Here is a 19,965-nt window from a genome sequence, read left to right as displayed (position 1 = left end):
TTTGTTAGCTGAACTATCCATTAAAAACTTTGCCATTATTGAGGAACTGACGGTTTCTTTTGAACGAGGGCTCACGGTTTTAACAGGAGAAACCGGAGCCGGCAAGTCCATCATCATAGATGCCATTTCTCTATTAGTCGGAGGCCGCGGCTCATCTGAATTTGTCAGATATGGAGAGGCAAAAGCCGAGCTTGAAGGCTTGTTTCTATTGGAGAGCGGCCATCCTGTTTTTGAAGTATGCGCTGAGCAGGGAATTGACGTTTCAGACGAAATGATCATCATGAGGAGGGACATCAGCACGAGCGGAAAAAGCGTTTGCCGCATTAATGGCAAGCTTGTTACGATTGCCTCGCTAAGAGAGATCGGCAGGCTTTTATTAGATATTCACGGGCAGCACGATAACCAGCTGTTAATGGAAGACGAAAATCATCTCCAGCTGTTGGACAAGTTTGCCGGAGCCGAAGCGGAAAGCGCGCTTCAAGCGTATCAGGAAGGGTATCAACGATATATGAAGCTGCTTAAAAAGCTAAAGCAGCTTTCTGAAAGCGAACAGGAAATGGCCCACCGTCTTGATCTCATTCAATTTCAGCTTGAAGAAATTGAATCGGCCAAGCTCGAGCTTAATGAAGATGAACAGCTTCAGGAAGAGCGCCAGCAATTTTCAAATTTTGAAAAGATCTATGAATCGCTGCAAAATGCATATAATGCGCTTCGAAGCGAGCAGGGCGGACTGGATTGGGTCGGAATGGCTTCAGCGCAGCTTGAAGATATATCCGATATTAACGAACCGCTGAAAAAGCTGTCTGAAAATGTGTCGAACTCCTACTATCTTTTGGAGGACGCTACATTTCAGATGAGAAATATGCTGGATGAGCTTGAATATGATCCGGAACGCCTGAATGATATTGAGACGCGTCTTAATGAAATCAAACAGCTCAAACGAAAATACGGTGCGTCTGTTGAGGATATTTTGGAATACGCTTCTAAAATTGAAGAAGAGATTGACCAAATAGAAAATAGAGACAGCCACCTTCAAAGTGTGAAGAAGGAGCTTGATTCAGTCGGCAAAGATGTCGCAGTGGAAGCGGAAAATGTTTCAAAAATCCGCAAAACATGGGCGAAAAAGCTGGCTGATGAGATTCATCGGGAATTAAAAAGCCTCTATATGGAAAAAACAACTTTTGATACGGAATTTAAGGTCAGAACAGCGCCCCGAAATGAAGAGGCGCCAATTGTAAACGGCCAGCCTGTCCAACTGACTGAACAAGGGATTGATTTGGTGAAGTTTTTAATTTCAACCAATACAGGCGAACCGCTCAAATCTCTTTCGAAAGTCGCTTCCGGAGGAGAGCTGTCACGAGTGATGCTTGCTATGAAAAGCATTTTTTCCTCCCAACAGGATGTGACGTCGATTATATTCGATGAGGTTGATACCGGAGTAAGCGGCAGAGTCGCACAGGCAATCGCTGAGAAGATCCATAAAGTATCAATAGGCTCGCAAGTGCTGTGCATTACACATTTGCCTCAGGTGGCCGCCATGGCCGATACGCACCTTTATATTGCGAAGGAGTTAAAAGACGGCAGAACGACAACACATGTCAAGCCGCTGTCTAAGCAGGAAAAGGTAACAGAAATCGGACGCATGATTGCCGGCGTCGAAGTAACAGACGTAACGAAACGCCATGCAAAAGAACTTTTAAGACAAGCGGATCAAGTCAAAACAACCGGGTAGGCTGCGCGAAAAGCGCAGCTTATTTTTTTCGAGCACATCCATTCGTTCATCAGTATATCCAATGTTTTTCTTTATATGACAGTTATAAATAAGCCGTCAAAAGGCAAAATTAAATGATGTAGCAGCAAGTCATAAAGAAGGTGTGGGATAGGAGCGAGGAGAGTGAAGTAGTAAATGCCCGATAACATCAGAAAAGCAGTAGGTTTAATTCTCCTTGTTTCGTTATTAAGTGTAGGTTTGTGCAAACCGCTAAAAGAGTATTTACTGATTCCAACGCAAATGAGAGTATTTGAAACCCAAACACAAGCGATTGAAACGGGTTTATCGGTAAACGCTCATTCACAAGAATCTTCAGAAGCGTTTACAGTAAAGAAAGACCCGCATGAAATCAAGGTGACAGGCAAAAAATCAGGTGAATCAGAGTTAGTATACGATCTTGCAGGATTTCCAATCAAAAAAACAAAAGTACAAGTTCTTCCTGATTTAAAAGTCATACCTGGCGGACAATCGATCGGTGTTAAACTTCATTCCGTCGGTGTTCTTGTCGTCGGATTTCATCAAATCAACACGAGTGAAGGCAAAAAATCGCCGGGAGAAACGGCCGGTATTGAAGCGGGCGACATCATTATTGAAATGAATGGACAGAAAATTGAAAAAATGAATGATGTAGCCCCATATATCCAGCATGCCGGAAAAACTGGAGAATCGTTAGATTTGCTCATTAAACGTGATAAACAGAAAATCAAAACAAAGCTCATTCCGGAAAAAGATGATGCAGAAGGTAAGTACAGAATTGGGTTATATATCAGGGATTCTGCCGCTGGCATCGGTACAATGACTTTTTATGAACCAAAGTCAAAAAAATACGGAGCACTTGGCCACGTGATTTCCGATATGGATACAAAGAAACCGATTGTCGTGGAGAATGGAGAGATCGTTAAATCAACTGTAACATCAATTGAAAAAGGGACAGGCGGAAATCCGGGAGAAAAACTGGCGCGATTTTCCTCAGAACGCAAAACGATCGGGGATATTAACAGAAACAGCCCGTTTGGGATATTCGGCACACTTCATCAGCCGATTCAAAACAACATTTCAGATCGAGCACTGCCGGTTGCGTTTTCTACTGAAGTCAAAAAAGGGCCGGCTGAAATTTTAACGGTCATTAATAATGACAAGGTAGAAAAATTTGATATTGAAATCATCAGCACAACCCCGCAAAAATTCCCGGCGACAAAAGGGATGGTCTTAAAAATAACTGATCCAAGGCTGTTGAAAGAAACTGGCGGCATCGTCCAGGGGATGAGCGGAAGCCCGATCATCCAAAATGGAAAAGTAATCGGCGCTGTTACCCATGTGTTTGTAAATGACCCGACAAGCGGATATGGCGTTCATATAGAATGGATGCTGTCAGAAGCAGGAATCGATATTGACGGAAAAGAAAAAGCAAGCTGACTGCCGGAATTCCGGCAGTTTTTTTGTTTTGACCCCTCTTCACTTCTCAGAATACATAAGGTAAAATATACAAAAGAAGATTTTTCGACAAATTCACGTTTCCTTGTTTGTCAAATTTCATTTTTAGTCGAAAAACGGAGAAAAACATAGAATTACAAAGATATGCCACTAATATTGGTGATTATGATTTTTTTAGAGGGTATATAGCGGTTTTGTCGAATGTAAACATGTAGCAAGGGTGAATCCTGTTAACTACATTTGGGGAGGAAGAAACGTGGAGAAAATTAAAGTTTGTGTTGCTGACGATAATCGAGAGCTGGTAAGCCTGTTGAGTGAATATATAGAAGGACAGGAAGACATGGAAGTCATCGGTGTTGCTTATAACGGACAGGAATGCCTGTCGTTGTTTAAAGAAAAAGATCCCGATGTGCTCGTATTGGATATTATTATGCCGCATTTGGACGGACTTGCGGTTTTAGAGCGGCTGCGGGAATCAGACCTGAAAAAACAGCCGAATGTCATTATGCTGACAGCCTTTGGGCAGGAAGATGTCACGAAAAAGGCCGTCGATTTAGGCGCGTCCTACTTTATTCTGAAACCGTTTGATATGGAAAACCTTGTCGGGCATATCCGCCAGGTCAGCGGGAATGCAAGCAGCGTGACGCATCGCGCACCGTCATCACAAAGCAGCATTATACGCAGTGCCCAGCCAGAACCAAAGAAGAAAAATCTCGACGCGAGCATCACAAGCATTATCCATGAAATCGGCGTCCCAGCACATATTAAGGGCTATCTCTATCTGCGCGAAGCCATCTCAATGGTATACAATGACATTGAATTGCTCGGCAGCATTACTAAAGTTCTCTATCCGGACATCGCCAAAAAATTCAACACAACCGCAAGCCGTGTAGAAAGAGCAATCCGCCATGCGATTGAAGTGGCATGGAGCAGAGGGAATATTGATTCGATTTCCTCGCTGTTCGGCTATACTGTCAGCATGACAAAAGCTAAACCGACAAATTCGGAATTCATTGCGATGGTTGCGGATAAGCTGAGATTAGAGCATAAGGCTTCTTAAGCATGAGAATAGTAGCGGATGATTAAATCAAACGTCTTTTATTTATTGGTTTGCGCTGATAAATAAGAGGCGTTTTGTTTTGGGGGAAATATCGTCATGATAGGAAGGATTTTTTTCCGCAAGGAGTGATGCATGTGTTTGAAAAGTATGGCTTGTTGATTGAGCTATTTATTCTTGCGCTTTGCGTCAATTCGAACATCATTATAGAATCACGCATACTAGGCACCTTGATCGACTTTATCTCATTTACAGCCATGATTTCTTGTGTTTTCTGTGCTTGGAGAATCAAAACCAAACAATCAGAAGCAAATTGAAACCTTTTCCCTGTAAAATCGTAAGTAAGGAAGCATACATGAACAAAGGAGACGTACGAATGAAAAAGAAAAAAGCAAGAAAGCGTGACGGGCTTCTCCTAGATTTGCTTCCTGAAGCAGCTGGCGAGCTTCTTCTCTTGCTGTTTAGATGTTTACATAAACTATTGATTTAAAGTTGAAAAAGACTGCCGAAATCGTTTCGGCAGTCTCCGCACATTAATCTTTATAGGGCACCCAGCCAGGCGTGTTCACAATCGCTTGCCATAGCGGTTCAGGCAAATGGTATTTTTCTTTATCTGTGCCTTTAATTACGGTTTCGATTTGTTTTTCCCGGCCTTCTTTTACTTTTACCGTCCAGTCAGGGTCAACTAGAATTTCGCGTCCCATCGCGACTAGCGGAATGCCGTTTTCGATGACGGCAAGCGCGTCATCAGCGGAATGGATGGAACCGACGGCGATCAGCGGCACTTTGTTTCCGACACGTTCATTCAATAAGTCCATGCGTGTGCGAGTCGGATCTGCACCGCGGCGCGCTTTTGAGTTCACGTCCATCAGTGAGATGTGAAGGTAATCCAACTCTTTATCCGCTAAAGCATCAACAAGCGTGAAGGTTTCTGTCATTGTTAATCCTGGTGTCTCAGGTTCTTCCGTAGACAGGCGATAGCCGACTAAAAACGCACCCTTCGCATGTTCTGCAGCAGCTTTTTTCACTTCATCGACAATAGCGAGCGGGAAGGCTAACCGTTTTTCATCGCTTCCTCCCCAGCGGTCTGTACGCTGATTGGTTTTCGGAGAATAAAACTGCTGAATCAAGTAGCCGTTCGCGCCGTGAATTTCGACACCGTCAAAGCCGGCTTCAATAGCGCGTCTTGTCGCTTCTCCAAATGCCTTTACAATGTTTTCTGTTTCTTCTTCTGTTAAGGCGCGGGCCATTTGCTTGCCGTTATCAAATACGTCACTTGGCGCAACAACATCTTGTTGCGGAACGAGCTCAGACGGGCATTCAATGCCGCCGTGGTGAATTTGGACAACGGCTTTAGCGCCTTGCGACTGAATGGCTTGCGCTAATTTTTTTAAACCAGAGATGTTGGAGTCGTCATGGATGGCCGGCTGCCCGGGAAATGCTTTTCCGTCCGGCGTGACGTTGGCGCAGGCTGTAATCACCATTCCCATCTCTTTTGAGCGTGGGATGATGTAGTCAAGTTCTGCTTCAGAGATCGAACCGTCTTCATTAGAAGCGTAATGCGTCATTGGTGCCACTGTGATCCGGTTGTCGATTGTAACACCGCTTTTAAACGTAAATGGTTCAAACAGCGGTTTATACGTAGGGTTCATATGATCATCTTCTTTCGTTTAGATTCGCACATATTCTAGCCTATATGTGAAAATTAATGCAATTGATCTGCTTTACCAGCTGAATATCTTGAGTAATTTGATATTTTCTCCGCTTTTTTTCGAGCTTCTTGAAGATTGACATCAAAATCGCTATGGTCAAAGGAAGAGCGCGAATTTTTTTGGCTGTAACTTCTGTCTGTAAAATGAACATCACTTAAGAAGATTACGCCTCGCCACTCACCCGTCAAACGATTCGCACCTCTCATTCTTCACATGTTTAATGTGTTTTTTATATAGACACTTCCTCATAGACACGACTGTTTTCTTTAAAAAACATGCATGCTGATTTTTCGCGTAATATTGGCAAAAGGCCGCAGAAGCATTTTCGATGAGGTTGATGAGATGGGTCTTCATCCTAGAGTGGTAGCGCTACAAACTGTATAATGGAGAAAACAGGAAACTTTAAGGGTTGAGGTGGAACGATGACAAAGATTTTTGCCCATCGGGGGGCATCTGGTCAATTTCCCGAAAATACAATGCTTGCATTTGAAAAAGGAATGGAAGCCGGTGCGGATGGAATTGAGCTTGATGTGCAGCTCACAAAAGATGGGCGTATTGTTGTGATCCATGATGAAAGACTGGATCGGACGACATCGCTCAAAGGATTCGTGAAGGATACAACGTATGATGTGCTAAAGGCTGCGAATGCGGCTGCCGGCCGCGATCGAGCATACAGTGATGTCAAAGTGCCGCTGCTTGAACACGTTCTCGAGTATGCGAAAAAAAAGGAGTTTCTCATCAATATTGAATTAAAAAACAGTGTGATCCGCTATGAAGGCATGGAAGAAAAGTTGCTGGAGTCAGTGAAGCGATTCAAAATAGAGGAAAGAGTGATCCTGTCCACATTTAACCATGAAAGCTTGGCGCTATGCGGACGGCTCGCTCCCCATATTGAACGGGCGGTGTTGACTTCAGATGTGCTTTATCAGGCTGACCATTATATCAAATCGATACCAGCTTCCGGCTATCACCCGAAGCTGAACAGCCCGGGGGCGGCGGATGAAGTAGTGAAGAAAATGAGGAACAGTTCGATCAAGGTAAGGCCATATACAGTCAATCGGCCGGAAGATATGAAGCGTCTCTTTGATGCGGGGGCAGACGGCATTTTCACCGATTTTCCTGCAAAGGCTTTGGCATTGCTAAAAGATAAATAGTTGTTATAGAAGGAGGCTGTTGGCGCAGTCTTCTTTTTTTCATTCATTCAAGATCGTTACAAAGCATACATTCATAGAAGACAACTAGAAATTGTAAGCGCTGTCTATCTTCTGAATGAGGTGAAACCATGAGGAAAACAGTCATTGTAAGTGCCGCAAGAACACCATTTGGCAAGTTCGGCGGGGCATTAAAAGAAGTAAAGGCAGCTGAGCTTGGGGGCATTGCGATGAAGGAGGCGTTACATCGCGCTGGAGTATCTGGAGATGAGGTGGAAGGAACTGTGATGGGCATGGTTGTCCAAGCCGGCTCAGGGCAGATTCCTTCCCGCCAAGCTGCCCGTCTGGCTGGAATGCCTTGGAGTGTGCCGTCAGAAACGCTAAATAAAGTCTGCGCATCCGGACTGCGCGCTGTCACCTTATGTGATCAAATGATTCGGGCGCAAGATGCGGATATTCTTGTTGCCGGGGGAATGGAAAGCATGAGCAATATTCCGTATGCCGTTCCCGCCGGGCGCTGGGGAGCGCGGATGGGTGATGGCGAGCTTAGGGACTTAATGGTTTATGACGGGTTAACATGCGCGTTTGACAAGGTGCACATGGCTGTTCACGGAAATACAGCTGCCAAGGAATATAGAATCTCACGAGAGGAGCAGGATGAATGGGCGTTAAGAAGTCATGCGCAGGCCGCTAAGGCAGCTGATAAAGGAAAGTTCCATGATGAAATCGTTCCCGTCAGCTGGACCAACAGAAAAGGAAAAACAGGCGTTGTTGACCAAGATGAAGCGATTCGCCGTGACGCGAGCCTGGATCAGCTTGCAGCACTTTCTCCGATTTATACAAATGACGGTTCCATCACAGCCGGCAATGCGCCCGGGGTCAATGACGGAGCCGGCGCGTTTGTGCTGATGTCTGAGGAAAAAGCTGCAGAGCTTGGCGCCCGGCCGCTGGCTACTATTATTGGTTTTTCGACAATGGGAATGCAAGCGCATGAGCTAGCCGCAGCACCCGGGTTTGCGATCAATAAGCTCTTGAAAAAGAACGGTTTAACCGTCCAAGATATTGACTTGTTTGAAGTAAATGAAGCGTTTGCTTCTGTTGTTTTGACATGTGAAAAAATCGTCGGTTTCGATCTTGAAAAAGTCAATGTGAACGGCGGTGCGATCGCGCTCGGCCACCCGATCGGCGCAAGCGGTGCGAGAATTCTCATGACGCTTGTTTATGAATTAAAGCGCCGGAGAGGGGGGCTGGGAGTTGCCGCCATTTGCAGCGGTGCCGCTCAGGGAGACGCCGTATTAGTGCAGGTTCATTAAAACAATGACGAAAAAGGGGATTTAAATGGAGATGAAACATATCATGGTGGCCGGTGCGGGACAGATGGGAAGCGGGATCGCTCAAACAGCTGCCGACGCAGGCTTTTATGTGCGGATATACGATGTGAACCCGGAGGCTGCGGAGACAGGATTGAAGCGGTTGAAAAAACAGCTGGCCCGAGATGCTGAGAAAGGGAGAAAGACCGAAGCGGAAGTGAAGGATGTTTTCAGCCGCATTTCGCTCTCTCGAACGCTTGAGGAGGCAAAGCATACGGACATTGTCATTGAGGCTATCGCTGAAAACATGGCCGCGAAAACCGAGCTGTTTAAGAGACTTGATCACATATGCCCGCCTCATGCGATTTTGGCCAGCAATACATCTTCCTTGCCTATTACAGAAATCGCTGCTGTGACAAACCGGCCTGAACGAGTCATTGGCATGCATTTTATGAATCCCGTCCCTGTGATGAAGCTGGTTGAAGTGATTCGCGGATTGGCTACGTCGGCAGAAACCGCCTCAGAAGTGATGGGATTAGCAGAAAAGATGGGGAAAACACCGGTAGAAGTCAATGATTTTCCGGGTTTTGTATCCAACCGCGTGCTTCTTCCAATGATTAATGAAGCCATTTATTGCGTGTATGAGGGGGTGGCGAAGCCGGAGGCGATAGACGAGGTGATGAAGCTAGGCATGAATCATCCGATGGGCCCGCTTGCATTAGCGGATTTTATCGGGCTTGATACGTGTTTATCAATTATGGAAGTTCTTTATTCCGGCCTTGGCGATTCCAAATACCGTCCTTGTCCGCTGCTCCGCAAATATGTCAAAGCGGGATGGCTTGGCAAAAAGAGCGGACGCGGCTTTTATCAATATGAGGAGAGTTCCTAAAGCTCATTTCATCCGGGGGTGGCCGAGTTGCATGAAACGCAAGAGCAGGTCATGATGCGAAAAATGGTGCGTGATTTTGCCCGCAAAGAAATTGCGCCCGCTGCGAAAATCATGGAGGAAACAGACGAATTTCCGTTTCAACTGATCAAAAAAATGGGTGAACACGGCCTGATGGGCATACCGGTGCCTGAACGATACGGCGGCGCTGGGGCGGATGTTATTTCTTATATTTTGGCGATTCATGAGATTTCTAAAATCAGTGCGGCTGTCGGTGTCATTCTTTCCGTGCATACCTCGGTCGGCACAAATCCGATTCTGTCCTTCGGCAACGAAGAACAGAAGATGAAATATATACCGAAGCTCGCTTCAGGAGAACATTTGGGCGCATTTGCACTGACGGAGCCTCACTCAGGGTCGGATGCCGGAAGCCTCCGCACGACAGCCAACAAAAAGAATGGCAAATACCTATTAAATGGATCGAAAATCTTCATTACGAATGGCGGAGCCGCCGATATCTATATCACTTTTGCATTAACAGCTCCAGATCAAGGCAGGCACGGGATTTCAGCTTTTATGGTTGAAAAAAACACACCCGGTTTTACCGTTGGAAAAAAAGAAAGAAAGCTAGGGCTCTATGGATCGAATACTACGGAACTGATGTTTGATCATGCGGAAGTGCCGGAAGAAAATTTGCTTGGCAAAGAGGGGGATGGCTTTCACATTGCCATGGCAAATTTAAATGTCGGCCGGATCGGTATTGCGGCACAGGCGCTTGGGATTGCAGAGGCGGCTCTTGAGCATGCGGTTAGTTACGCGAAACAGAGAATGCAATTTGGAAGGCCGATCGCCGCCAATCAAGGCATATCATTTAAGCTGGCTGACATGGCGACAAGGGCAGAGGCGGCAAGGCATCTTGTCTACCGCGCGGCAGACCTTCATCACCGCGGCTTGGCCTGCGGAAAAGAAGCGTCTATGGCTAAACAGTTTGCTTCGGATACCGCGGTGAAGGCGGCGTTAGACGCCGTGCAAATTTACGGGGGATACGGTTATATGAAGGATTACCCGGTCGAGCGGCTGCTTCGCGATGCAAAGGTGACGCAAATCTATGAAGGGACAAACGAGATTCAAAGACTGATTATTTCCAAGTATCTTCTTGGCGGAAATTGATAGACAAAAAACGCAAAACGGAGGTTGAAGATATGGAGGAGAAACAAGATTATTCTCCGGGTTTGGACGGTGTGATCGCGGCGGAAACTCAAATTTCTTATCTTGACACGCGGTCCAGCCAGATTTTGATACGAGGCTATGATTTAATCGTTCTTTCTAAAACTAAAAGCTATTTGGAGCTTGTTCATTTATTGCTGGAGGGCAGGCTGCCGGAAGAAAATGAAATGGAAACACTGAAAAAAAACATAAACAGCGCATCCAACCTGCCGGCAAATCATTTCCGTCTGCTTGAGCTGCTCCCTAAGCATACTCATCCGATGGATAGCCTGCGAACCGGACTGTCTGCTCTATCCGGATATGACCGGCAAATAGATGATCGGTCTCTTTCTGCGAACAAAGAACGCGCCTATCAGCTTCTCGGGAAAATGCCTGCCCTCACTGCTGCCAGCTACAGGATCATCAATAAGAAAGAGCCGATTCTCCCGCTTCAAACCTTATCCTACAGTGCGAATTTCCTCTACATGATGACAGGGAAAATGCCGTCCTCACTGGAAGAACGAATTTTTGACCGGTCCCTCGTCCTGTACAGTGAACATGAGATGCCGAATTCAACCTTTGCCGCGAGAGTCATCGCTTCTACACATTCAGATCTTTATGGCGCCTTAACAGGAGCTGTCGCCTCCCTGAAAGGAAATCTTCACGGCGGAGCAAACGAAGCCGTGATGCATATGCTTTTGCAGGCGGAAACACCGGCCGATTTTGAGAAGCTTCTGCAAACAAAATTGAAAAGAAAAGAAAAAATCATGGGCTTCGGCCACCGGGTGTATATGAAAAAAATGGACCCGAGAGCACTCATGATGAAAGAGGCGCTTCAGCAATTATGCGATAAAGCTGGTGACGATCGTTTATATGAGATGTGTGAAGCAGGCGAGCGGCTGATGGAGAAGGAAAAAGGGCTTTACCCGAATTTGGATTACTATGCTGCCCCGGTGTATTGGATGCTTGGCATACCAATACCTTTGTATACGCCTGTCTTTTTCAGTGCGAGAACGTCCGGTTTATGCGCTCACGTGATCGAGCAGCATGCCAATAACCGTCTCTTCCGTCCGCGTGTCAGTTATTTGGGCCCGCGGCATCAGGCTGAATCTTAATTCATGAAAGGAACTGATAGAATGCTGAAAACGGATCATGTCATTGAAGAAATTACAGACTATGTGCTAGAGAAAGAGATTACGAGCTCTGAGGCGTACACAACAGCGGGACATGTGCTGCTGGATACGCTTGGCTGCGGAATTTTGGCGCTCCGGTATCCTGAATGCACAAAGCTGCTCGGCCCGATTGTTCCCGGAACAATTGTGCCGAATGGAAGCAAAGTGCCGGGAACGTCATATGTGCTCGATCCGGTGAGAGCATCGTTTAATATCGGCTGTATGATCCGCTGGCTTGATTACAACGATACATGGCTGGCGGCGGAGTGGGGGCATCCGTCCGATAATTTGGGAGGAATCCTTGCCGTAGCCGATTATGTATCGAGAGTAAGATTGTCTGAAGGAAAAGAGCCTTTAACGGTACGTGACGTACTTGAAATGATGATCAAAGCACACGAAATTCAAGGCGTGCTTGCATTAGAAAACAGCTTAAACCGAGTTGGGCTTGATCATGTGCTGTTTGTCAAAGTCGCGACAGCTGCTGTTGCAGCAAAGCTTTTGGGCGGCGGAAGAAAAGAAATCAAAAATGCGCTTTCGAATGCATGGATTGACAATGCAGCCTTGAGGACATACCGGCATTCACCGAATACCGGTTCGCGCAAATCGTGGGCTGCAGGAGATGCAACGAGCCGAGGTGTTCATTTGGCGCTGATGGCGTTAAAAGGGGAAATGGGCTATCCGACAGCTTTGAGCGCACCGGGATGGGGATTCCAAGACGTTTTATTCAATAAACAAGAGATCAAACTCGCTCGTCCGCTCGACGCTTACGTCATGGAAAACGTGTTATTTAAAGTGTCTTATCCTGCGGAATTTCACGCCCAGACAGCCGCAGAGTGCGCTGTCATACTTCATCCTCAGATAAAAGGCCGGATTGATGACATTGACCGTGTTGTCATCAGAACGCACGAATCCGCTATCCGAATCATTGATAAGAAGGGCCCGCTTCACAATCCGGCGGATCGCGATCACTGCCTCCAATACATCACAGCGATCGGTTTGCTTTTTGGTGATATCACCGCGCAGCATTATGAAGCTGAAACAGCGAGCGATCCGAGAATAGATAAACTGCGGGACAAAATGGAAGTGACTGAACATAAAACATATACCGAGGATTACCTAAAACCCGACAAGCGCTCCATCTCAAATGCCGTTCAAGTATATTTTAAAGACGGAACAAGCACAGAAATGGTGGAATGTAAATTTCCGCTCGGCCATCGTTTTCGAAGAGACGAAGCAGTTCCGAAGCTTTTAGAAAAGTTTTCTGCCAATCTCAAATCCCATTTCTCTGAGAAACAGTACAAACACATCTATGGGCGCTGTGCCAGCTATGAGACATTGCAAACAATGCGCGTAAATGAATTTGTAGATATGTTCTGCATGTAAAAGGAGGTTTGCGTCATGTCGTGGATCGTCAATAAGCAATCGTCACAAGAAGAGCTTGCCGGGCGTTTCAACAAGCTGATGTCAGCGCCGGACATTCTGCAAATTCCCGGCGCTCATGACGGAATGGCCGCTTTGCTTGCGAAAGAGGCTGGGTTTTCCGCTATTTATTTGTCCGGTGCTGCATATACAGCCAGCAGGGGGCTGCCTGATTTAGGGCTTATCACATCGGCAGAGATGGCTGAACGGGCCAAAGATCTTGTGCGTGCAGCTGACCTGCCTCTGCTTGTGGATATCGATACGGGATTTGGCGGTGTGTTAAATGCCGCCCGAACCGCCCGCGAGATGCTTGAAGCCAGGGTAGCCGCCGTTCAAATCGAAGACCAGCAGCTTCCGAAAAAATGCGGTCATTTAAATGGCAAACAGCTTGTTCCGATAAAGGAAATGGCGCAAAAAATAAAAGCGATCAAACAAGCGGCACCCGCCCTTGTCGTTGTTGCCCGTACTGATGCCAGGGCGCAGGAAGGGCTAGATGCCGCAATAAAACGGTCAGAGGCTTACATGGAGGCCGGAGCGGATGCAATTTTTCCGGAAGCGCTTCAGGAGGAGAGCGAATTCCGTCAGTTTGCTGAGCGCATCTCTGTTCCGCTCCTTGCGAATATGACCGAGTTTGGGAAAACGCCGTATTATCACGCCGATGAATTCGAAGATATGGGGTTTGGCATGGTGATTTACCCTGTCACATCGCTACGAGCGGCGGCAAAAGCTTATGAGCGGATGTTTGATTTGATAAAGGAACGCGGCTCACAAAAAGAAGGGCTTCATCATATGCAGACACGAAAAGAACTGTATTATACGATTTCCTATTATGACTATGAAGCATTAGATAAAACGATTGCCAAGACCGTTTTGCCTGACGAATAGTTTCGATCAAAAAAGCCGGAGTGTTCTCCGGTTTTCAGCGTGTCGACAAACCCTCGCTAATTCGTTGTCAGGCCTGCGCGTTGGTGCTCACGAATTGCTACATTCGCTGTGCTCCAATGCTCGCCCTTCCTAGACTTCAAGGGTTTTCAATCACGCTGAAAAGATGACAAAGTCATAAAACGAAAACCGTTTTATGACTTTGTCAACAATCTGAAAGCCGGGTGTTCTCCGGCTTTTTTTGCAGCTATCATTTTCTGAATCGCGGGCTGACTTGATTGCGTTTTCTGTCTCTGTATAAAACGAACCCGGCCAGCACAAAAAGGCCAAATGCAAAAAAGATGAATCCTGACAAGCCTTGGAGCCAAAGAACTGCAAAAGGCTTTACAGTGTGGCCGAAAAGTGTATCCCTCATCAGTTTAATGCCTAGGGCGGAAATGGCGCCGGGGGTGACTAATATCAAAAGCGCAAGAAGTCGGCTCATCCTCAGAAAACCCCTTTATCTTTCATTTTCTTTATTGTCCAGCGGGAAAAATATTTTGTCAAGAGAAGAAAACGTGGTAACATAGGGTTGTGCAAATTATTGCAACGGAATAAATAGGTGTGCAAAATTTTTCATACAAAGGGGTAGCGGGATGCAAAAGGTACTGATTGTAGGTGCCGGCAAAAGGGGAACGGCGTTATTACATATTTTGATTAAAACAGCCATCATAGAGATCGTTGCCGTAGTTGACAAAAACCCAGAGGCACCGGGATTGAAAGAAGCAGAACAGTATGGGATCGCCGTTTCATCTGATTGGAAACCTTACATACAACAAAAACCGGATATCGTTATTCATACGACCGGCAATCAAGCCGTGTTGGACGAACTCCTTAAGGAAAAGCATAAAGAGACCATTGTCATGCCGGGAAAAATGGCGTACATCGTTTTTCAGCTGATGGAAGAAAAGCAGCACCTGATTCAAATGCTGAAAGAGCAAACATACAAACACGACCGAATTTTTAATTCCACTCATGACGGGATGATTTTTATTGATATCAATGAAGAAATCATTCTCTTTAACCATATGGCTGAAAAAATGGTCGGGAAAAGACGTAAGGAAGTCATCGGGCGTCCGATAAAAGAAGTGATTCCGAGCACGAAGATGCCGCGGATTTTAAAAACAAGAGTGCCTGAATACAATCAAACGCAGCTTTTGGGAGATCATTTGCAAATTGTAACGACGAGGCTGCCGATTATTGATGAAGGCGGACGTTTGCTCGGGGCGCTTTGTGTATTTAAAGACATTACCGACGCGGTCGAACTGGCAGAGGAAGTGACAAATTTAAAGCAGGTCCGTACGATGCTGGAGGCGATTATTCAATCCTCCGATGAGGCGATTTCTGTTGTTGATGAAAATGGCATCGGCCTCTTGATCAATAAAGCGTATACGAAAATGACGGGGCTTTCCGAAAAAGAAGTCATCGGCAAGCCTGCCAACACTGACATTTCTGAAGGTGAAAGCATGCATTTAAAGGTGCTTGAAACGAGACGCCCTGTGCGCGGTGTCAGGATGAAGGTCGGTCCGAACGAAAAAGAGGTCATCGTCAATGTAGCGCCTGTGATTGTAGACGGGATTTTGAAAGGCAGCGTCGGTGTGATTCATGACGTGTCCGAAATTAAAATGCTGACAGCCGAGCTGAACCGCGCCAGACAAATCATCCGCACGCTTGAGGCGAAATACACGTTTGATGACATTATCGGCAAAAGCGAGCAAATGCTGGTTGCGCTTGAGCAGGCGAAGCTCGGGGCGAAAACGCCGGCGACCATTTTGCTGCGCGGGGAATCCGGAACAGGAAAAGAACTGTTTGCCCATGCCATCCATAATGAAAGCGACCGGAAATACAATAAATTTATTCGTGTGAATTGTGCAGCCCTTTCTGAAAACCTGCTCGAATCAGAATTGTTCGGCTATGAGGATGGTGCGTTTTCAGGAGCGAAACGCGGCGGAAAAAAGGGGTTATTCGAAGAAGCGAATAACGGCAGTATTTTTTTAGATGAAATCGGCGAGCTGACACAAAATATGCAGGCGAAACTGCTCCGTGTCCTTCAAGAGAAGGAAATCGTCAGAGTGGGCGGCACGAAAGCGGTCCCTGTCAATGTCAGAGTGATTGCGGCGACAAATGTAAATATCGAAAAGGCGATGGCGGATGGTGCATTCCGCGAAGATCTGTATTACCGCATCAACCGCTACCCCATCTCCATTCCGCCTTTGCGGCAGCGCTTGGAAGACATTGAGGCACTCAGCGTCAGGCTCATCCAAAAGATTAACCGCGATTACGGCAGGAATGTAAAGGGGCTCTCGCAGCAAGCCTTGCGTGCCTTATCCGCTTACCATTGGCCGGGGAATGTCCGCGAGCTTGAAAATGTCCTTGGACGAGCCATGATTTTTCTGAATCCGCATATGGAATGGATCGAAAAAGATCACTTGCCTACATTTGAAGTTGAACAAAAAGAAAAGGACCCAGAACAGGGTGCAAGTTTTGATTTTCCGGATATTGAAGGTGAGAAGCTGTCTGTTGCAGTAGAAAAATTTGAAGCGCATTTGATTCAGCAAACGCTCGAAAAACATCATTATAACCGGACAAAAACAGCGAAAGCCCTCGGAGTCAGCATACGGAATTTATATTACAAAATGGATAAATACGGCCTTGCAAATGAGGGCATGCAATAATTTGCAGAATAAACGCAAACATCTGCACGAATTTTTCAAAGCATCCGTTATGACAGCATGGCGAAGAGCTGGCATGGAACTTGCATAATAAAAGGCGGAGTCGAAACAAGAAGGGTGGTAACAGATGAAGCTGAAACATTTGATCGAAAAAGCGTCGATGTACAAAAACAAGACCATTGCGGTTGCTCACGCTGAGGATGAGGAAGTGATCAGGGCTGTAAAGCTGGCAGCCGAGCACCTATCTGCCCGTTTTTTGTTAGTGGGCGACAGCAAAAAACTAAACGATTTGACATCGTCTATGCAAGGGCGTCAAATAGAGATCGTTCATGCCGATACGCCTGAGGAATCGGCAAAATTAGCGGTTCGTGCTGTGCATCACAAAACAGCGGATGTGTTAATGAAAGGGGATGTGCCGACTTCTGTTTTGCTTAAAGCGGTACTGAACAGACAGGAGGGGCTTCGGTCATCCAACATCCTTTCTCACGTCGCTGTGTTTGATATACCGGACTTTGACAGGCTGATGTTTGTGACAGATTCGGCAATGAACATCGCTCCAACACTGGAAGAGCTTCGGCAGATCCTGCAAAATGCGGTTCATGTAGCCCGTGCAATAGGGAACAATATGCCAAAAGCAGCTGCTCTGGCAGCGGTCGAAACGGTGAACCCGAAAATGGAAGCGACAGTGAATGCAGCTGCTCTTGCTCAAATGTGCAAAAGAGGCCAGATCAAAGGCTGTATTGTTGATGGGCCATTCGCTTTGGATAATGCAGTGTCGCAAATTGCCGCGGCCCAGAAAAAGATTTCAGGAGACGTAGCGGGCAGCGCTGATATCCTTCTCGTCCCAACAATTGAGGCTGGAAATATTTTGTATAAATCACTGATTTATTTTGCGAAGGCCAGCGTGGCGGCTGTCATTACAGGAGCAAAAGCGCCGATTGCCTTAACGAGCAGAGCGGACTCCGCTGAAAATAAACTGTATTCCATTGCGCTGGCGATATGCGCATCTGAAGAATACACACATTAGGAGGAACGAACATGGAACTTTTTAAATATATGGAGAAATACGATTACGAACAATTGGTATTCTGCCAAGATGAACAATCCGGCTTAAAAGCGATTATCGCGATTCATGATACAACGCTTGGTCCGGCGCTTGGCGGAACGAGAATGTGGACATATGAAAATGAAGAAGCGGCGATTGAAGACGCGCTCAGACTGGCAAGAGGCATGACGTATAAAAATGCGGCGGCAGGCTTAAACCTGGGCGGCGGAAAAACAGTGATTATCGGTGATCCGCGCAAAGACAAAAATGAAGAAATGTTCCGCGCGTTTGGCCGCTATATTCAAGGGCTGAACGGCAGATACATTACAGCTGAAGATGTAGGTACAACGGTTGAGGATATGGACATCATTCATGATGAAACAGACTATGTCACAGGAATTTCTCCTGCTTTCGGATCTTCAGGAAATCCATCCCCCGTTACGGCTTACGGGGTGTACAGAGGGATGAAAGCCGCAGCTAAAGCTGCTTTCGGAACCGACTCTCTTGAAGGCAAAACCATCGCTGTACAGGGTGTAGGGAACGTAGCCTATAACTTATGCCGTCACCTTCATGAAGAAGGAGCAAACTTAATCGTGACGGATATCAATAAACAATCCGTACAGCGCGCAGTTGCAGATTTTGGCGCCCGTGCGGTTGATCCGGAAGAGATTTATTCACAAGACTGTGATATTTATGCGCCGTGTGCACTCGGTGCGACAATTAACGATGGCACCATTAAACAGCTGAAGGCAAAAGTTATCGCTGGTGCGGCTAATAACCAATTAAAAGAAACGCGCCATGGCGATCAAATTCACGAAATGGGCATCGTTTACGCGCCGGATTATGTCATTAACGCGGGCGGCGTGATCAATGTGGCAGATGAGCTTTACGGCTATAATGCAGAACGAGCATTGAAGAAAGTTGAAGGCATTTACGGCAATATTGAGCGTGTACTTGAGATTTCTCAGCGCGACGGCATTCCGACGTATTTGGCGGCTGACCGCTTGGCAGAGGAACGGATTGAACGCATGCGCCGCTCAAGAAGCCAGTTTTTGCAAAACGGTCACAGTGTATTAAGCAGACGTTAAGACATTGATCTGGAGGTTATGAAAGTGTTACATGATGAAAAACGCATTCTCACCATTAATCCAGGCTCAACTTCAACGAAAATCGGTGTTTTTCATAACGAACGAGGCATTTTTGAAAAAACATTGAGACACAACATAGAAGAGCTGCAGCGATTTGACCATATTATTGATCAGTATGAATTTCGCAAAAAACAGATTCTTGAAACGCTCCATGAACAGGGGATCAACATATCAAAGTTTGATGCAGTTTGCGCCAGAGGCGGTCTTCTCCGGCCGATTGAAGGCGGAACATATGAAGTGAATGATGACATGATTGAGGACTTGAAAAGCGGCTACGCCGGCCAGCATGCTTCGAATCTCGGCGGCATTATCGCGCGGGAAATCGCTGACGGCCTGAATATCCCTTCATATATCGTTGATCCTGTTGTTGTAGATGAAATGTCAGTGCTTGCCAAAATCTCAGGCATGCCTGAGATTGAACGGAAAAGTATTTTTCATGCGTTAAATCAAAAAGCTGTCGCCCGTAAAGCGGCAGCCTCTCTCGGCAAACGCTATGAGAACATGAAAATGATTGTCACCCATATGGGCGGCGGGATTACAATTGGCGTCCATGACCGCGGGCGAGTGGTAGATGTCAATAACGGCCTTCACGGAGAGGGGCCATTCAGCCCTGAACGTGCAGGAACAGTGCCTGCGGGAGACCTCGTCGATTTATGTTATTCAGGTCAGTATACAAAAGAAGAAATCATGAAAAAACTGGTAGGCACCGGCGGGCTTTTGGGATATCTTGGTACAAATGACGCAGTAAAAGTGGAACAGATGATTCAGGGGGGCGATGAAAAAGCCCGCTTCATTTTTGATGCCATGGCGTATCAGGTAGCGAAGGAAATCGGGGCAGCCGCCGCGGCATTAAAAGGCGAAGTTGAAGCGATTGTGCTGACGGGCGGCTTGGCGTACGGCAAAAGCTTTGTTTCCAGTATCAGATCATACATAGATTGGATTTCAGACGTTTTAGTCTATCCGGGAGAAAATGAGCTGCAGTCACTGGCCCAAGGGGCGCTCAGGGTATTGCTGGGCGAAGAGCCATCCAAACAATATCGTATTGAATAGACAGACAGGAG

At 46.5% G+C, this 19,965-nt stretch carries 16 protein-coding genes; 14 read left to right on the top strand and 2 right to left on the bottom strand.

What is annotated here, in order from left to right; translation table 11 throughout:
- Position 1: 1 nt before the first annotated feature.
- From recN to spo0A, 3 genes are all read left to right on the top strand, one after another.
- Positions 2-1,732, top strand: a complete 1,731-nt coding sequence (gene recN / locus M1D98_RS11700; RefSeq protein ID WP_010328295.1) for a DNA repair protein RecN — start codon at positions 2-4, stop codon at positions 1,730-1,732.
- A 174-nt stretch (positions 1,733-1,906) separates the two neighbouring features.
- Entirely contained in the window at positions 1,907-3,187 is a 1,281-nt protein-coding gene (gene spoIVB, locus M1D98_RS11695) for a SpoIVB peptidase (RefSeq protein ID WP_010328296.1), read from the top strand.
- A gap of 274 nt (positions 3,188-3,461) precedes the next feature.
- Positions 3,462-4,265: a sporulation transcription factor Spo0A gene (gene spo0A / locus M1D98_RS11690; RefSeq protein ID WP_039074432.1), complete on the top strand. Its 804-nt coding sequence runs from the start codon at positions 3,462-3,464 to the stop codon at positions 4,263-4,265.
- Between the two features lie 530 nt (positions 4,266-4,795).
- Here spo0A and M1D98_RS11685 read toward each other — a convergent pair.
- On the bottom strand, positions 4,796-5,914 hold the full coding sequence (locus M1D98_RS11685; RefSeq protein ID WP_456279605.1) for an NADH-dependent flavin oxidoreductase: 1,119 nt from the start codon (positions 5,912-5,914) through the stop codon (positions 4,796-4,798).
- A 482-nt stretch (positions 5,915-6,396) separates the two neighbouring features.
- On the opposite strand from M1D98_RS11685, the gene M1D98_RS11680 reads away from it, so the two are divergent.
- From M1D98_RS11680 to prpB, 7 genes are all read left to right on the top strand, one after another.
- Complete coding sequence (locus M1D98_RS11680) at positions 6,397-7,128, top strand: glycerophosphodiester phosphodiesterase (RefSeq protein WP_121642870.1); 732 nt, start codon at positions 6,397-6,399, stop codon at positions 7,126-7,128.
- 128 nt (positions 7,129-7,256) lie between these two features.
- Positions 7,257-8,438: an acetyl-CoA C-acetyltransferase gene (locus tag M1D98_RS11675; protein ID WP_121642869.1), complete on the top strand. Its 1,182-nt coding sequence runs from the start codon at positions 7,257-7,259 to the stop codon at positions 8,436-8,438.
- Positions 8,439-8,463: 25 nt separating this feature from the next.
- The gene (locus M1D98_RS11670; RefSeq protein WP_121642868.1) at positions 8,464-9,324 is read left to right on the top strand and encodes a 3-hydroxybutyryl-CoA dehydrogenase; all 861 of its coding nucleotides are present in this window, start codon (positions 8,464-8,466) and stop codon (positions 9,322-9,324) included.
- Between the two features lie 27 nt (positions 9,325-9,351).
- Positions 9,352-10,491: an acyl-CoA dehydrogenase gene (locus tag M1D98_RS11665; protein WP_435576542.1), complete on the top strand. Its 1,140-nt coding sequence runs from the start codon at positions 9,352-9,354 to the stop codon at positions 10,489-10,491.
- 32 nt (positions 10,492-10,523) lie between these two features.
- Positions 10,524-11,642, top strand: a complete 1,119-nt coding sequence (gene mmgD, locus M1D98_RS11660; protein WP_435576543.1) for a citrate synthase — start codon at positions 10,524-10,526, stop codon at positions 11,640-11,642.
- A gap of 21 nt (positions 11,643-11,663) precedes the next feature.
- Positions 11,664-13,082, top strand: a complete 1,419-nt coding sequence (locus tag M1D98_RS11655) for a bifunctional 2-methylcitrate dehydratase/aconitate hydratase (RefSeq protein WP_435576544.1) — start codon at positions 11,664-11,666, stop codon at positions 13,080-13,082.
- A gap of 15 nt (positions 13,083-13,097) precedes the next feature.
- On the top strand, positions 13,098-14,003 hold the full coding sequence (prpB, locus tag M1D98_RS11650) for a methylisocitrate lyase (protein ID WP_435576545.1): 906 nt from the start codon (positions 13,098-13,100) through the stop codon (positions 14,001-14,003).
- A gap of 247 nt (positions 14,004-14,250) precedes the next feature.
- On the opposite strand, the gene M1D98_RS11645 is transcribed toward prpB, so the two are convergent.
- Positions 14,251-14,484, bottom strand: coding sequence for a DUF2627 domain-containing protein (locus M1D98_RS11645; RefSeq protein WP_010328308.1), 234 nt, complete (start codon positions 14,482-14,484; stop codon positions 14,251-14,253).
- A gap of 151 nt (positions 14,485-14,635) precedes the next feature.
- On the opposite strand from M1D98_RS11645, the gene M1D98_RS11640 reads away from it, so the two are divergent.
- The 4 genes from M1D98_RS11640 (at position 14,636) to buk (ending at position 19,954) form a co-directional block, all read left to right on the top strand.
- Positions 14,636-16,714 (top strand): sigma 54-interacting transcriptional regulator, encoded by a 2,079-nt coding sequence (locus M1D98_RS11640; RefSeq protein WP_268559209.1) that lies wholly within the window; start codon positions 14,636-14,638, stop codon positions 16,712-16,714.
- Between the two features lie 124 nt (positions 16,715-16,838).
- Entirely contained in the window at positions 16,839-17,738 is a 900-nt protein-coding gene (gene yqiS, locus M1D98_RS11635) for a phosphate butyryltransferase (protein WP_121642863.1), read from the top strand.
- Positions 17,739-17,749: 11 nt separating this feature from the next.
- On the top strand, positions 17,750-18,844 hold the full coding sequence (gene bcd, locus M1D98_RS11630) for a branched-chain amino acid dehydrogenase (RefSeq protein WP_121642862.1): 1,095 nt from the start codon (positions 17,750-17,752) through the stop codon (positions 18,842-18,844).
- An 18-nt stretch (positions 18,845-18,862) separates the two neighbouring features.
- Positions 18,863-19,954: a butyrate kinase gene (gene buk, locus M1D98_RS11625; protein WP_268539327.1), complete on the top strand. Its 1,092-nt coding sequence runs from the start codon at positions 18,863-18,865 to the stop codon at positions 19,952-19,954.
- Positions 19,955-19,965 lie beyond the last annotated feature (11 nt).

The sequence above is a fragment of the Bacillus sp. K7 genome (assembly GCF_053903245.1).
The sequence above is the reverse complement of the archived record's forward strand: the minus strand, read 5'-3'. Positions and strand labels throughout refer to the sequence as shown.